The sequence below is a fragment of the Streptomyces sp. NPDC103540 genome, from assembly GCF_055584445.1.
The window spans coordinates 224,928-240,044 of the sequence record NZ_JBVJMA010000014.1; the positions used below are offsets into that span (position 1 = coordinate 224,928).

A 15,117-nucleotide genomic window follows, 5' to 3' on the forward strand; every position below is an offset into this window, starting at 1 on the left:
CGACCGGCCCTAGCGGCCCGGTCGGTCGACGGGGCGTACGGTACGGGGCCCCACGCACTCGCCGCCGTACGCCTCCACCCGGGCCCGCAGTTCCCGGTCCGCCGTGACGACGACCCGGCGGCGGCCCTCGCCGGCCGCCGCCACCAGTTCCACGATCAGGTCGTCCCCGCTGCCCGGCGCCTCCTCCACCCGCACGCCGGGCACGGAGTCGACGCCCCGGGCGGCGCCCTCGACGACGAGCACGATCTCCTCCCCGCGCCCGCGCTCCGCGAGCCGGTCGCGCAGCCGCTCGGCGGCGCCGCGCCGGTCGCGCCACCAGCCGTCGGGGACGGAGCCGACGACGTTCGCTCCGTCCACGATCAGCAGGGTCGCCCCGCGACCGGGCTCGTCCCCGGGCACGGCGCTCAGAAGTCCCCGTAGTTGACCTGCCACGTGGGCAGGCCCATCCGGCGCCAGACCGCGACCACCCGGTCCCGGTCGTCGAGCGACACCCGCACCGCGAAGCGGTCGCGTACGTGGGCGTCGAACAGTTCGGCCTTCACGACGTCGTCGCGCCGGGTGTCGCCGGCGGCCCGCATCCACAGCTCGTCGTAGGGCACCCCGTGCCGGCGCAGCCAGGACTCGGTCTGCGGCCGGTGTTCCTCGCTGCGGCCCGACAGCAGGACGATCACGTCGCCGTCGGCCCGGCGGAAGGCGTCCAGGGCGTGCTTGACCGACTCGTTCAGCAGGTCGAGTTCGCAGCGCGAGAAGTCGTACGGGCCCCGGTCCCCGGTGAGCGCGAGGGTGCCGTCGATGTCGCACATCACGGCGGCGGGCAGCGCGGGGTCGGGCACGTACGGCGTCACCTCGGGCGTCGTCCCCGCGCCGGAGCCGGAGCCGTTGAGCCACTGCGCCGTCAGTCGCCAGCCGCCCTTGCGCGCCTGGCGGTGCTTGTCGGCGAGGATCCGGATGATCTCCTCGCCCACCGGGTTGGCCCGGGCCGCGTCCCGGCGCAGGCACTCCTCCAGCGGGACGTCGGTGAAGTCGTGCACGACGAAGGTGGCGCGCCCGCCCACGGCGGCCTTGAGCCGCTTCGGGATGTGCTTGGTCAGGTGGGTGTTGTCGACCACCACGTCGAAGCCGCCCTCGACGGCCGCGCGCACCGCCGCGTCCTGGACGCTCAGCACGGTCTGTTCGTGTTCCCAGGAGCGGCCCCGCGCCGGATCGGGCAGGTCGAGCATCGCGCGCAGGTCGTCCAGGTTGACGCGACGCATCCGGCCGCCGGACCGGGCCTGGAGGGCGCGGGCCTCGGTGGTCTTCCCGGAGGCGGGCAGCCCGGTCATCAGGTGCACGACGGGCAGGTCGGGGCGCGGTTCGCCGTCCGGGACGGGGTCGGCGGCCGGGGACGGCGCCGCGGCGCGGGCGGGGGCCGCGGAGGCCGCCCGCTTCGGCGCGGGCGCGGAGGCGGGTCGGGGGGCGGGGGCCGGCGCGGGCGCGCGGTGTCCTCCGGGCGCGTCCGGGCCGTCCTCCTCCTCGCCCAGGAAGGGGTTGGCCGTCTCCGGGCGCAGCTGCCGCCAGGTGGTGAGTTCGGTCGACCGGCCCTCGAACCGGGTGAACATCGCGGGTCGGATCCGGCGGTCGTCCAGCGTCTTGACGGCGTGCGCGAAGGCGGCCCGGTCCCCGGACAGGTGCGCGAGGCCCGCGTAGGCCTCGTCGATCGCCCGCTCGTGACGGGCGGCCGCCTCCTCCAGGCCGGCGACGACCTCGCGCACCCACTGGTCGAACTCGTCCGGCACCTGCTCCAGGAGGGCGTCGAGCGGCTTGCCGCCCGCGGCCTCGATCTCGGCGACGGTGCAGTTCAGGGCCTGGGCGACCAACTTGACGGGCCGGTCGGCGAAGCGCTGGATGCCGTGGCCGCGCCAGATGTCGCGCTCGGTGACACCGGTGACCACCTTGTGCAGGCGTACGTATTCGGCCAGCTTGGCCTTGGCGCGGACGCCCGAGGCGAAGCGCAGGACGAAGCCCTCGGCCTCGGTGCCGGTGGTCGGGGACCCGCCGGGCAGGGTGTTCGACTCGGCGAGGGCGAGCAGTTCGGGCAGCGGCATGGCGGGCCAGACGGTGACGACGGACCCGATGCCCCGCCAGTGCTCGGCGGCCTCGGTGAGCGGGACCTCGGCGCCGTCGGGGCCGAAGGCGGCGAGCAGGACGAGGTCGCGGCGGTCGCCGTAGTTGACGACGATCCGGTTCTGCGGGAAGAGGATCTCGGCGAGGTAGGTCACGCCCGGTATCAGGGCCGCGGTGTCGCTGCCGGCCAGGCGGCGCTGCGCCCAGGTCGCCTGCGTGCTGGTGAAGGAGGCCTTGGAGGCGACGTGCCAGCGGTCCGCGTAGTGGAAGACGACGGCGAGGCTGCCGTCGACCTTGTCGTACACCTCGAACGGTTCGTCGGGCAGGGCGGGCGCGTACGGCATCCCCGCCTCGTGCTCGCCGACGTTGAAGAACTTCGGCAGCGGCAGGGCGACGACCGCGCCGGTGGCGTCGTCGGCGACGAGTCCGCGGCAGCGCGTGGTGACCTCGTTCCAGACCTGCCCGTACTGCGCGGCGCGCGTGTACGTGTAGATGGAAAGGGGCAGTTCGGGGTGGCGCTTGCGGGTCACGTGGCCCGCGTCGATGGCCGCCGCCAGGTCCTGGGCGGGCAGCAGGTCGTGCAGAGTCAGGTGGTCCTGGCTCATGGGTTCCTCCCGGTTCGAGATGGCTCATCTTCGCCTGTGGGAGGAGCTCACCGGTAGTGATTATGGCCGCTCGCACGGCGGTGACCGGGGGGTTTCAGTGGGAGACGCAGAGTTCGTTGCCCTGCGGGTCGGTGAGGGTGGTCCACCGGTAGGGGCCCTGTCGGCCCTCGTGGAGGTGGGTGGCGCCCCGGGCGAGGAGGCGTTCGACGAGCGGGGCCGGGTCCTCGTCACCGGTGCGGACGTCGAGGTGGACGCGGTTCTTGACCCGCTTGTCCTCCGGGACGAGCTGGAACAGGACGCGGGGGGCGCCGGCGAGGCCCCCGGGGTGGCGGATGGCGGTGCCGGCCTTCCAGACGAGGGCGCCGCGGTGGGTGGTGGTGTCCTCCTCGGTGGCCTGGCCCTCGGCGACCATGCGGCGGACGAAGGCCTCGTCGGTCGGTTCCACCTCCCAACCGAGGGCGTCCGCCCACCAGTCGGCGAGGGTGTGCGGGTCGGTGGAGTCGAAGGTCACCTGGAACGTGTAGGCCATGGCGGGACCCTATCGGCCGTCCGTCCGGGCACGGGGGCGACAGGCCAGGCACCAGGCGGCGCAGGTGAGCAGCCAGGCGCCGGCGGCGATCCACAGCAGGACCTCCCCCAGGGGGCGCAGTGGGGGCACGCCGGTCGCGGTGGCGGCGGACAGGCAGGCGGTGGCCGTCATGCCCAGCGGGAAGACGGTGGACCAGCGGCGGATGTCGTAGTGCGGGCGGGGGCAGCGGGCTTCGGCGACGAGCAGGACGACGTACCAGACGAGGGAGAGGCCGAGGGCCACGAGGGTGGTGGCGCGCAGGGCGGTGTGGGCGGCGCCGGTCCACAGGGGGGAGGCGGTGAGGCCGGCGCCGGTGAGGGCGGTGATGGACAGGGCGCCGCCCGCCACCCAGTGGTCGCCCGCCCCGCCGGTGACCTCGTGGAGGTCGAAGCTGCGCAGGGCGAACAGGTAGAGCGGCAGGCCGAGGCAGAAGAGGGCTAGGGCGGCTTCGGCGAGGTGGTCGAGGTGGTGGGCCGCGGCGAGGGCGGCGGCGAGGTTGGCCAGTCCCTGGGTGGCGACGCAGACGAGGAATGCGGCGCCGGGCATGCGTCGGTGCCAGTGCCGTACGACGGAGTACAGCAGGACGGGCCAGAGCACGGCGGCGAGCAGCAGGAGGCCGACGGCGGCGCGGTGCATCCCGAGGGGGACGAGGCGGGCGCCGAGGACGGTGGTCGCGGCGACGGCGGTGAGGGCGGCGGGGGTGTCGGCCTCGGCCCGGAAGCGTTCGCGGTCGCCGACGAGCCGGGCGAGGAATTCGGCGGCGAGGACGAACCAGAGGGCGGCGGCGAGGGCCAGCGCGGCCCGTGACAGGAGGGTTCGCCCGATGAGTTCCAGGCCCGTCGAGAGGATGCCGGGGGCCATGACGGCGGCGCCCGCGGCGGGCGACAGTGCGGACCACCGGTTCCGCAGGGGTGCGCGACTCATACGGGGCATCGTGCCGGGCGGGGCGCGCTTTCGTGGTCAGCGCACGCCGCGCGGGCGGAACTGGACGCTGACGCGGGGGCCGACGGCGCGGGCCGTCTTGGGGACGGCGTGTTCCATGGTGCGCTGGCAGGAGCCCCCCATGACGACGAGGTCGCCGTGACCGAGCGGCAGCCGCAGGAGGGTGGGGCCGCCGTCGCGGGGGCGCAGGAGGAGGTCGCGGGGGTCTCCGACGGAGAGGATCGCGACCATGGTGTCCTCGGTGGCGGAGCGGCCGGAGCGGTCCCCGTGCCAGGCGACGCTGTCGCGGCCGTCGCGGTAGAGGCACAGGCCGGCGGTGACGAAGGGTTCGCCGAGTTCGGCGGCGTAGTGCCGGTCGAGGGCCGTGCGGGCTTCGGTGAGCACGGGGTGCGGGAGTGGTTCGCCCTGCCCGTAGTGGGCGAGCAGGCGCGGTACGGGCACGTCGCGGTCGTACATGCGGCGGCGCTCGGCGTACCAGGGCACCTCGGCGGCGAGGTGTTCGAAGAGGGCGTCGGCGCCGGTGAGCCAGCCGGGGAGGTGGTCGACCCAGGCTCCGGCCCCCAGGACGGTGCGTCGGAGCGGCGCGAGCGGGCCGAGCCGGATCTCGTCGGTCTGGTCGAAGAGCGAACCCTGGAGTGCGTGCATGTCTCCACCGTAACCCTGAATCCGAACATGTGCTCGATTCGGTGGGTTCGGGTCGGCCCGGCCCGCCCGGGAGGGTTGCCGGGGCCCCCGGTACCCCGGCAACCTCGGTCGTGACCTGATCGTCCTGTTCCTCCGGGAGGCAAGCGTGTCCGTCGCGTCGAGTCGTGCGTCCGGCAGTTCCGAGGTCCCGCTGTTGCGCGAGACGATCGGGGACAACCTCGACCGGACGGTGGGACGGTTCCCCGACCGCGATGCCCTCGTCGACCTCGCGGCGGGCCGTCGGTGGACGTACGCCGAGCTGGCGGCGGACGTGGACGCGCTGGCGCTGGGGTTGCTGGACCTCGGGATCGTCAAGGGCGACCGCGTCGGCATCTGGGCGCCGAACCGGGCCGAGTGGGTGTTGGTCCAGTACGCCACCGCGAAGATCGGGGCGATCCTGGTCACCGTGAACCCCGCCTACCGTTCGCACGAGCTGGAGTACGTGCTGCGGCAGTCCGGCGCGCGGCTGCTCGTGGCCGCGCCGCGCTTCAAGACCTCCGACTACGCGGCGATGATCGAGGAGGTCCGGCCGCGCTGTCCGGAGCTGGAGTTCACCGCCCTGCTGGACGGTCCGCTGTGGGACGGCCTGGCGCGCCGGGGGCGGGAGCGCGACCCGGCCGAACTGGTCCGGGCGCAGGCCGCGTCGGAACCGGACGACCCGATCAACATCCAGTACACGTCGGGGACCACGGGGTTCCCCAAGGGGGCCACCCTGTCCCACCACAACATCCTCGACAACGGGTTCTTCGTCGGGGAGTCGCTCGGGTACACGGAGGCGGACCGGGTCTGCGTCCCGGTGCCCTTCTACCACTGCTTCGGGATGGTCATGGGCAACCTCGCGTGCACGAGCCACGGCGCGACGATCGTGATCCCGGCGCCGGCCTTCGACCCGGTGGCCACGCTGGCGGCGGTCGAGGCGGAGGCCTGCACCTCGTTGTACGGCGTCCCGACGATGTTCATCGCCGAACTGGCCGTCGCCGACTTCGACGCCTACGACCTGTCGAGCCTGCGGACCGGGATCATGGCGGGCTCGCCCTGCCCGGTCGAGGTGATGAACGAGGTGATCGGGCGGATGGGGATGACGGAGGTGTCCATCTGCTACGGGATGACGGAGACCTCGCCGGTGTCCACGCAGACCCTGCCGGGCGATCCGGTCGAGCGCCGGGTCTCCACCGTCGGCCGGGTCGGACCGCACCTCCAGGTCAAGGTGATCGATCCGCGCACCGGCGAGACCGTCCCGCGCGGCACCCCCGGCGAACTGTGCACGCGCGGGTACTCGGTGATGCTCGGCTACTGGGGGGAGCCGGAGAAGACCGCCGAGGCCGTCGACCCCGGCGGGTGGATGCACACCGGCGACCTCGCGGTCATGGACGAGGAGGGCTACCTCGCCATCACGGGCCGGATCAAGGACATGGTGATCCGGGGCGGCGAGAACCTCTACCCGCGCGAGATCGAGGAGTTCCTGTACGCCCACCCCGACGTCCTGGACGTACAGGTGATCGGCGTCCCCGACCCGAAGTACGGGGAGGAGCTGATGGCCTGGGTGCGGATGCGGGAGGGGGCGGCGCCGCTGACGGCGGACGCGGTGCGCGCGTACTGCGCGGGCCGGCTGGCCCACTTCAAGATCCCGCGCTACGTCCACGTGGTGGACGAGTTCCCCATGACGGTCACCGGAAAGATCCGCAAGGTCGAGATGCGGGCGATGGCCACCCGGCTGCTCGGCCTGGACTAGGGTCTGTCGTCAAACTCCTGTCGTCGCCCGGAGGGCGGCCCCGCGGCGTCTGGTGCGTGCTCTCGGCGTGCCGGGCGGAAGCCCGCGTACCGGTCGTACTCGGTCTTTCGCCCGGTACGGCGAGAGCGCGTGCCAGGCGTCGCGGGGCAGACAGGAGTGTGACGACAGACCCTAGGCCGTCTCCCCCGGGTCGGGGGCCCGGCGGACGCGGGCCAGGAGGAGGACGGTGTCGTCGTTCGGCGGGTCGGGCAGCAGGGTGGCGACGATCCGGTCGGCCCAGTCCTCCAACGGCCCCTCGACGGCGGCGAGTCGCCGGCGCAGGGCGTCGAGGCCGGCGTCGATGTCCCGGTCCCGGGCCTCGACGAGGCCGTCGGTGTACAGGGCCAGTACGGCCCCGTCCGGCAGCTCGACCTCAAGGGAGCGGAAGGCGATCCCGCCGACCCCCAGGGGGACGCCCGGCGCCCCGGCGACGGTCTCGACGGCGCCGTCGGGGCGGCGGAGCAGGGGCGGCGGGTGTCCCGCGTTGGCGAGGAGGGCGCGGCCGGTGCGGGGGTCGTAGAGCAGGCACAGGCAGGTGGCGAGCTCGATCCCCGCCTCCTGGGCGCACCGGTCGAGTTCGGCGAGCAGGGCCGCCGGGTCCGGGCTGTGGCGGGCCAGCGCCTTCGCGGTGATGCGCAGCCGGCCCATCGACGCGGCGGCCGGCACGCCGTGTCCCATGACGTCGCCGACCAGGAGGGCGACGCGCCCGTCGGACAGGTCGATCACGTCGTACCAGTCGCCGCCGACCTCGGTGACCCGACTGCCGGGGAGGTAGCGGTGGGCGACGTCCACGTACGGGCCGGTGGTCAACGCGCTGGGCAGCAGGGCGCGTTGCAGGGTGAGCGCGATGTCCTGGACGTGGCTGTAGAGGCGGGCGTTGTCCAGGCAGAGGGCGGCGCGGGAGGCGAGTTCGGCGGCGAGGCTGAGGTCCTGGCCCGTGAAGGCCGGGCGGGCGGCGGAGCGGCCGAAGACGGCGACGCCCTGGACGGTGCCGCGGGCGACGAGGGGGGCGATGAGCAGGGACGTCAGTCCGCTGTCGAGCAGCAGGCGGGCGCGGTCGGGGTGCAGGACCGTGGAGGCGGCGAAGTCCTCGTCCACGGGTACGCGCAGGGGCCGGCCGGTCTCCAGGGTGCGGTGGATGTCGGAGCCGGGCGGGTAGGTCACCCGCTCCAGGCCCCCGACGAGTTCGTCGGCGGGCGGCGGGAGGGTGGTGCCGGCCGCGATCCTGCGCGTGTACAGGGGCAGGAGGGGGTCGAAGGCCTCGGAGGGGTGCAGCCACTCGACGAGTTCCACGACGGAGGCGTCGCAGAAGTCCGGTACGGCGACGTCGACCAGTTCCCGGGCGGTGGTGCCGGTGTCGAGGGTGGTGCCGACGCGGGCGGCGGCCCGGTCCAGCAGGGCGAGGCGTTGGCGGGCCTCGGTGGCCTCCAGCAGGGCCCGTTCCCGGTCGGTGACGTCGACCATCATGCCGCCCACCCCGGGCCGGGTGCCGACGGCTCCGCTGAGCGGGAAGAAGCTGACCGAGCGGACCTGGTCGCGGTCGGGGCGACCGGGGGTGCGCAGTCCGACGAGGAGGCCGACCACGGGCGCGCCGCCGTCGGCGACGGTGCGCAGGACGCGTTGGAACTCCCCGCCGTCGGAGGTGAGCATGACGTCGGCGCTGTGGCGCCCGAGGTGGTCGCGCAGGGGAAGTCCGTCCATGTCGGCGAGGGCCTGGTTGAGATGGGCGTAGCGCAGGTGCTCGTCGAGCATGACCAGGCCGATGGGGCAGGTCTCGAAGAGGGTGTCGACGAAGGCGAGGTTCGTCTTCACCCGGTCGAGCTCGTCGCTGCGGCCGGCCAGGGCCATGACGACCCCCTCCCCGGCGTCGCCGGCGACGGGGAAGACCCGGAACCCGCAGTCGAAGGCGGTGCCGTCGCGGTGCAGGGCCCGCATCCGGACCCGCCAGTAGCCGAGCGCGCGGGCGCGTTCGACGAGCAGGCGCGCGCCGTCGACCTCGCCGGCCGGCGGGTCGGGGAACAGGGCGGCCGCGGGGTGTCCGAGGACGGCGTCGGCGGGGTGTCCGAAGAGGTGCCGGGCGCCCGGCCCCCAGTAGCGGACGCGGCCGAGGTCGTCGAGGCCGAACACGGCGACGGGGACGTGCTCCAGCAGCGAGCCGGGCTCGGACCGGATCGGACCGGGGCCCTGAGCGTCCTCCGGTCGGTCCGATGGCACCACAGGCCTCCTTCGCGCGGGGCGCGCCGGGTGGCCGTATCCGCCCGGGCGGGGCGGAGGGCCTGCCTTCATTCTGCGGCCGGGACCCACCCCCCGCGCGCCCGGCCCGCCCCCCGCGCGCCCACCGATCCGGGCGGGGAGACCTCCGCTGCCGTGTCTCGCGAGGCCGAGGGGGGGGAGCCGCCGCGGAGCACGGGCGACCGACGAGAACGCCGTGAGGCTTCCCCAAGGCCCTCGGCCCCTCGGGCCCGGGCAGACCCCGTGGCGCCGGGCACCGCGGGCCCGACACGATCCGCGCGGCACGGCCCGGCGGACCGGGGCGGTTCAGCCGCCTGCGGGCGGGCGGGGGGTGTCGAGGACGGTGTTGCCGGTGACGGTGCCGTCCGTGCCGGAGACGGTGACCGCGTGGCGGACCCCGTCCGGGCCCACGACCACCGCGCGCCAGGCGCTGCCGCCACCCTCCTGGGCGACCGTCCGCACGGACTCCACCCTGCCGCCGGGAACCGCCGCGGCGGCCTTCTCCGCCGCCTGGCCGATCGGCAGGGACGGCAGGGGTGCCGGGGCCTTGCCGGTCCGGTCCCCGCCGTCGAGTCGGCGCGCCTGCCGCTCCCCCGGGGCGCCGCGACGCTCCCCGGGGCCCTCGGCGGCGCGCCGCTCGCCGGGTCCGGCCGGGTGGGCGGCCCGGGGGCCGCCGGGCGCACCGGGCTCGGACCAGACGAAGCGGGCCGCGCGTTCGTGCCGGTCACGGTGGTGTTCGGCCGCGGCCACGGCCACCACCGCGGCGCCGCCCACGACCACCGCGGCGGCGCCCACCGCGAGCCGGCGGGCGCCCCGACCGCGCGGTACCAGGCGGGCGAGGCCCGCGCGCGGGGCGGCGCCCCGCGGCGGGGTGCCGGACGGTTCGGGAGCCGCGGCGGCGGCCGGGCCGGACGACTCGGACGGGGCGGCCGACACGGACCGGGCGGCCGGTTCGGACGGGTCGGGCTTCGGCGGCAGGGGCTCGGGCATGCGGGGACTCCTCGGACACCGCCGGGCACCGCGCCCGGCTCGACCCCGAGCATGCCGAGGCCATGCTGAAGCCCACCTGAAGCCGGCTGAAGACCCCTTCAGCCGGCCGCCGGCCGGGCCTGAGACCCTGGGCGCCATGCGCGTACTGGTGGTGGAGGACGAACGACGCCTGGCCGTGGCCCTGCAACGCGGCCTGCGGTCGGAGGGGTTCACGGTGGACGTGGCCCACGACGGGCCGACGGGGCTGTGGATGGCGACCGAGCACGACTACGACCTGATCGTGCTCGACATCATGCTGCCCGGCCTGAACGGCTACCGGGTCTGCTCCCGGCTGCGCGCGGCCGGCAACGAGTCCGGGATCCTGATGCTGACCGCGAAGGACGGCGAGTACGACGAGGCCGAGGCGCTGGACACCGGCGCGGACGACTTCCTGTCCAAGCCCTTCTCCTACCTGGTCCTCGTCGCCCGACTGCGCGCCCTGGGACGGCGTACGGGCCGACGCGGCCCGCGGGTCCTGGAGTGCGGCGACCTGCGGCTGGACCCGGCCCGGCACACGTGCGCGCGGGGCTCCGCGCAGATACGGCTGACGGCACGCGAGTTCGCGGTGCTGGAGTACCTGGCCCGGCGGCCCGGCGAGGTGGTGCCCAAGCGGGAGATCCTGGAACAGGTGTGGGACACCGCCTTCGCCGGCGATCCCAACGTGGTCGAGGTGCACGTGAGCGCCGTCCGCCGGAAGATCGACGCGCCGTTCGGCCGGGCAGCGCTGGAGACCGTACGCGGTGTCGGCTACCGACTGGCGGCCGACGGTGGCTGACCCGACCTCCCGGTGGACGACGCGGATCCCCGGGATCCCCCGCGCCCGCCGGCTTTCCCACGTGCCCCGCCCCCGGGGGTTCCGCCCGACCGGTCGCCCCGGCCGCCCGCGCCGCTCCGCGGGGCGGCTGCGCGCCCTGGCCCGGCTGTCTCCGTGGCCCCCGCCGGGGCGACGGCCGTGGCGCCCGCTGCGGCGCCTGTGGCCCACCACCGTCCGCGCCCGCGCCACCGTCGGGGCCTCTCTGGTGGTGGCGGCCGCGCTGGCGGTCGCCTCCTTCGCCCTGCTGCGGCTGTTGGAGGCCGACCTGCTGCGCAACGCCGAACGGGACGCGCGGCAGCAGGCCGTGACCGTGGCCGGGCTGGCGGCGTCCGGGCAGCTCGACCGGATGCGGGCGCCACTGGACGGGGTGGACTTCGTCCAGGTGGTGAACGCGCGCGGCCGGGTGCTGCGGGCCACCCCGAACCTGACCGGGTTGCCGCCGCTCGCGCCCGTACGCCCCGTGCGCCCCGGCACCGCCCTGCACACCTGGCGGATCCGCCCGCTGGGCGGCGAACACCGCCTGCGGGTCGTGGAGCTCACCACCGACACGCCGCAGGGCATCGTCACCGTCTTCGTCGGCACCTCCCTGCGCGACGTGGACGCCGCCGACGACACCACCGCCGCCGCGCTCGCGGTCGGCGGGCCCCTGCTGCTCGCCACCGTGGCGCTGGTGACCTGGCGGGTCACCGGCCGCGCCCTCGGACCGGTGGAGGCGATCCGCGCCGAGGTCGCCGAGATCACCGACCGCGACCTGCACCGGCGGGTCCCCGTACCCCCCACCCGGGACGAGGTGGCCCGGCTGGCCCTGACGATGAACGCCACCCTGGACCGGCTGGAGTCCTCCGGGATCCGGCACCGCAGGTTCATCGCCGACGCCTCGCACGAACTGCGCAGCCCCGTCACCGTGCTGCGCACCCAGCTGGAGGTGGCCCTGGCCGTCCGCGACCCGGAGCTGTGGCCGGAGCTGATCGGCGGTGCGCTGGAGGACGTCGAACGCCTCCAGCACCTCTGCGCCGACCTGCTGCTCCTCGCCCGCCTCGACGCCGCGCAGCCGATGGCGTCGACCCGGTTGGACCTGGGGGCGGTGGCGCGCGACGTCGTGGGGGCCAGGTCGGGCGACCGGGTGCCCGTACGGCAGCGGCTGGAGGAGGGGGTGTGGGTGGAGGGCGGCGAGCTGTGGCTGGCCCGGGTGGTGACGAACCTGCTCGACAACGCGCAGCGGTTCGCCGACCGGCGCGTGGAGCTGGTGCTGCGCTCGACGGCGGGCGGGCTCGGGGGACGCACGGCCGTGCTGGAGGTGCTCGACGACGGGCCGGGGGTGCCGGCCGAGGACCGGGAGCGGATCTTCGAGCGGTTCACGCGGCTCGACGACTCCCGCAGCCGCGACCACGGCGGCGCCGGGCTGGGGCTGGCCATCGCCCGTGACCTGGCGGCCCACCACGGGGGAACGCTGACGGCGGAGGAGGCCCCGGTGGGCGCCCGCCTGGTGCTCCGCCTCCCCTCGCCGGGCCCGCCCGCGCCGTGAGCTCGCCCGCGCCGTGAGGTCGCGTCCGGGCCCGGAAGCGCGTACGGGCCCGGGCGGCCCGGGGCGCGCGGCGCGTCCGGCGGCCGGCGGGCCCGGGCGCGACGAGGCCCCGCACGTCGGCGGCGGACAGCCCGGCCGCGCGGCGGCGGCGGATGCCCTCCGGGCTCCGTGCCCGGCGTCGGCGCGGGCCGGGAGGCAGTCGACGTCGGCGGCCTCGACGCGGGGGGGGCGACGTCGGCCACAGCCGCCTTGCCCTCGGCGCGGCGCCGCGGACTCGATCATGTCGCCGAGGGGCGAGCGGCTCCGCAGCCGCCCGCCCCCGGTACCCGCGAACGGGTGACGGTTGAGCCGCCGCCCACCGGGCAGGTGCGCTACACCTGGCCCCCGTACGGCCCCTCGTGCGCGAACGCGTGCGCCGGACGGGAGCCGCCGTACCGTGGAGGTGGCCGTCCATGCGACCGAAACCCCGCCCGAGGCCCGAGGGGTCCGAGGGCCCCGAGTCGGTGCCCGAGCGGCGACCGGGCATCCCCCGGGAGCCGGAAACGGGCGCCCGCGCCCCCCGCCCCCCGGACCCGTCCGACCCGTCGCGGTCCTCCGGCCCGGGGCCCGGCCCCGGTGCCGGAACCGGTACGAAGCCGCAGGACGGGCGTACGACCCGTCGTCCCGTCGTACAGGAGCCCCCCGACTGACCCGCCCCGCACCCGCACCGACCAGCAGCCCGGCACTCCCGCTCCGGAAGGCGGCCCCATGATCCAGGTGACCATTCCCCTGATCCCGACCTCGCAGGGAGGTCCGCTCATCCCCGCAGACGAGGTCACGGCCCTGCTGCGGCAGATCTCGGCCGACTGGCTGGACGCCCTGGAGGAGGACGGGGGCGCCGCGGATCCGCGGACCGTGCGCGAGCTCGCGGGCGTCCTCGAACGCCTCGCGGACGGCATCGACGTCGAATGCATCGCCTTCACCGCCGACCCGCCGCGGCACGGACGCCGGCGGCACTGAACCTCCCGCGCACCGTCCACCGCTCCCCCGAGGGAGGGCCCATGTCGCTCACCACCCCGCGTTCCGCCCGTGCCGCGCCCGGGGCGGCCCGGTCGGCGACCGCGTGCCGGCGGCTCACCCTCGGGGTCGAGGAGGAGTTCCTCCTGGTCGACCGCGTGACCCGGGCCCCGGTGGGCCGGGCCCCGCAGCTGATCGCGGCGCTGGCTCCGGTGCTGGGACCGCAGGTGCAGTGCGAGTTCTACACCACGCAGATCGAGGTGTGCACCCGTCCCGTCCGGGACGCGGGGGCCCTGCGGGCCGAGCTGGCCGGGCTGCGCGCGCTGCTGGTCGCCGCCGCGCGGGAGGTGGACTGCCTGCTGGTGGCCACCGGCACCCCGGCGATCCCGCCCGAGCGGCCGATGACGATCACCCCGCAGGAGCGCTACCTCGTCATGGCGCGGCGCTTCGCCGGCGCCATCGGGGACCGCGACCAGGTGGTGTGCGGGTGCCACGTCCACGTCGGGGTCGACGGCAAGGCGCAGGCGCTCGCGCTGGCGAACCGGATGCGGCCGTGGCTGCCCGTGTTGCAGTCCCTGGCGGCGAACTCGCCGTTCGACCGGGGACTCGACTCCGGCTGGGCCGACTGGCGCGCGGTGGAGCACGCCCGGTGGCCCACGGTGGGCCCCGCTCCGCTGCTGGACGAGCGCGGCTACGACCTGGTCGCCGACGCCCTGGTCCGCAGGGCCGGGCTGCTCGACCGGCGGATGATCTACTGGTACGCCCGGCCCTCCGAGCACGTGCCGACCCTGGAGATCCGGGTCGCCGACACCAACGCCGACCTCGACGTCGTGGTCCTGCTCGCGATCCTCGTACGGGGACTGGCCGCCACCTTCCTGACCGGGCTCGCGGCGCCCGCGCCCGGCGCCCCGGCGGGGACGCGGGCCGTCCGCGAGGCACACCGGCTGGCGGCCCGGGGCGGCCTGGACGGAAAGGGTCTGGACCTCCCGGACGGCCGGCTCGTACCGGCCCGCCGGCTGCTGGACCGGCTCGTGGAGGAGGCCGCCCCCGGTCTGGAGGCGGCGGGGGAACGCGTCGCCGCGGAGGTCCTCGTGGACCGGCTGTACCGGGCCGGCGGCGGGGCCGCGCGCCAGCGGTCCTCGTACGGGCGCCGGGGCCGGCTGTCCGACGTGGTCGACGACCTGGCCCGCGCCACGGCGGCGTCCTGATCGAGGTCCGCGGGGCGGGGCGGCGGAGGCGGGCCCGGACTGCCGGCGCGGGCGTGTCGGCAAGGGCGTGTCGCGTCCCTTTCACCCGATTCCGCGACCGTGGCGCGCCCGCGCGCGGCGACCCGACGGGTAGAAGCGGGGTATGAGCCTGGAACACCCCGCGAAGCGGGGCGGAGAAGGACAGGATCCCTTCGCCAGACTGGCGGAGCGGGCCTCCAACTTCACGAGCAGCCCCCTCTTCTTCTTCCTCTGCCTGCTCCTGATCGCCGGAGTCGTCACGGTGCACGTGCTGAAGGTGCCCCTGTCGTGGGCGCTGTTGGCCGGAGAGTCGATGGCGGCGGTGACGCTGCTGCTCCTGGCCCTGCTGAAGAACAGCGAACGCCGGGCCGAACACGCCATCCAGCGCAAGCTCGACGCGATCGCCGCCGCCCTGCTGGAGATGGAACGGGGGCAATCCGGGCCGGCGGCGCGCGACCTGCGCAAGGCGATCGGCATCGAGGACGAGACCTGAGCGCGGGCGCGGGGGGGGGGGGGGGGGGGGGGGGGGGCCCCCCCGGGGGGGGGGGGGGGGCCCCCCCCCCCCCGGGTTGGGGGGGGGGACAGGCCGGTCGGGCCGGGCCGGTCAGGCCGGGCCGGGCTT

Annotated in this window: 13 protein-coding genes; 6 read left to right on the forward strand and 7 right to left on the reverse strand. The window is 75.8% G+C overall.

The features are described from left to right. Positions 1 to 9: 9 nt before the first annotated feature. The 5 genes from ACZ6ZI_RS30450 to ACZ6ZI_RS30470 all read right to left on the reverse strand — a co-directional run bounded on the left by ACZ6ZI_RS30450 (position 10) and on the right by ACZ6ZI_RS30470 (position 4,863). Positions 10 to 366: a PIN domain-containing protein gene (locus ACZ6ZI_RS30450; protein ID WP_469526171.1), complete on the reverse strand. Its 357-nt coding sequence runs from the start codon at positions 364 to 366 to the stop codon at positions 10 to 12. Between the two features lie 38 nt (positions 367 to 404). Next, positions 405 to 2,708, reverse strand: a complete 2,304-nt coding sequence (locus tag ACZ6ZI_RS30455) for a phosphatase domain-containing protein (RefSeq protein ID WP_469526126.1) — start codon at positions 2,706 to 2,708, stop codon at positions 405 to 407. Between the two features lie 94 nt (positions 2,709 to 2,802). Next, positions 2,803 to 3,237, reverse strand: coding sequence for a VOC family protein (locus tag ACZ6ZI_RS30460; protein WP_363059791.1), 435 nt, complete (start codon positions 3,235 to 3,237; stop codon positions 2,803 to 2,805). A 9-nt stretch (positions 3,238 to 3,246) separates the two neighbouring features. Continuing rightward, positions 3,247 to 4,200, reverse strand: a complete 954-nt coding sequence (locus tag ACZ6ZI_RS30465) for a tellurite resistance/C4-dicarboxylate transporter family protein (protein WP_469526128.1) — start codon at positions 4,198 to 4,200, stop codon at positions 3,247 to 3,249. A 36-nt stretch (positions 4,201 to 4,236) separates the two neighbouring features. Beyond that, the gene (locus ACZ6ZI_RS30470) at positions 4,237 to 4,863 is read right to left on the reverse strand and encodes an alpha-ketoglutarate-dependent dioxygenase AlkB (RefSeq protein ID WP_469526130.1); all 627 of its coding nucleotides are present in this window, start codon (positions 4,861 to 4,863) and stop codon (positions 4,237 to 4,239) included. A 145-nt stretch (positions 4,864 to 5,008) separates the two neighbouring features. Between ACZ6ZI_RS30470 and ACZ6ZI_RS30475 the strand changes: the two genes are divergently transcribed. Beyond that, the gene (locus ACZ6ZI_RS30475; protein WP_469526132.1) at positions 5,009 to 6,634 is read left to right on the forward strand and encodes an AMP-binding protein; all 1,626 of its coding nucleotides are present in this window, start codon (positions 5,009 to 5,011) and stop codon (positions 6,632 to 6,634) included. A 171-nt stretch (positions 6,635 to 6,805) separates the two neighbouring features. Here ACZ6ZI_RS30475 and ACZ6ZI_RS30480 read toward each other — a convergent pair whose 3' ends face one another. Together ACZ6ZI_RS30480 and ACZ6ZI_RS30485 are read right to left on the reverse strand one after the other, a co-directional pair. Continuing rightward, positions 6,806 to 8,887, reverse strand: coding sequence for a SpoIIE family protein phosphatase (locus ACZ6ZI_RS30480; RefSeq protein ID WP_469526135.1), 2,082 nt, complete (start codon positions 8,885 to 8,887; stop codon positions 6,806 to 6,808). A gap of 324 nt (positions 8,888 to 9,211) precedes the next feature. Beyond that, positions 9,212 to 9,895: a hypothetical protein gene (locus ACZ6ZI_RS30485; protein WP_469526136.1), complete on the reverse strand. Its 684-nt coding sequence runs from the start codon at positions 9,893 to 9,895 to the stop codon at positions 9,212 to 9,214. A gap of 136 nt (positions 9,896 to 10,031) precedes the next feature. Between ACZ6ZI_RS30485 and ACZ6ZI_RS30490 the strand changes: the two genes are divergently transcribed. The 5 genes from ACZ6ZI_RS30490 to ACZ6ZI_RS30510 all read left to right on the forward strand — a co-directional run bounded on the left by ACZ6ZI_RS30490 (position 10,032) and on the right by ACZ6ZI_RS30510 (position 14,988). After that, a complete protein-coding gene (locus ACZ6ZI_RS30490) occupies positions 10,032 to 10,709 on the forward strand; it encodes a response regulator transcription factor (RefSeq protein WP_469526138.1) in 678 nt (225 codons plus the stop codon). 187 nt (positions 10,710 to 10,896) lie between these two features. Continuing rightward, entirely contained in the window at positions 10,897 to 12,273 is a 1,377-nt protein-coding gene (locus ACZ6ZI_RS30495) for a HAMP domain-containing sensor histidine kinase (RefSeq protein ID WP_469526173.1), read from the forward strand. Positions 12,274 to 13,020: 747 nt separating this feature from the next. Continuing rightward, positions 13,021 to 13,272, forward strand: a complete 252-nt coding sequence (locus ACZ6ZI_RS30500; RefSeq protein ID WP_363059805.1) for a DUF6213 family protein — start codon at positions 13,021 to 13,023, stop codon at positions 13,270 to 13,272. A gap of 41 nt (positions 13,273 to 13,313) precedes the next feature. Continuing rightward, positions 13,314 to 14,477 (forward strand): carboxylate-amine ligase, encoded by a 1,164-nt coding sequence (locus ACZ6ZI_RS30505; protein WP_469526140.1) that lies wholly within the window; start codon positions 13,314 to 13,316, stop codon positions 14,475 to 14,477. 142 nt (positions 14,478 to 14,619) lie between these two features. After that, a complete protein-coding gene (locus ACZ6ZI_RS30510) occupies positions 14,620 to 14,988 on the forward strand; it encodes a low affinity iron permease family protein (protein ID WP_469526142.1) in 369 nt (122 codons plus the stop codon). Positions 14,989 to 15,117: the final 129 nt, after the last annotated feature.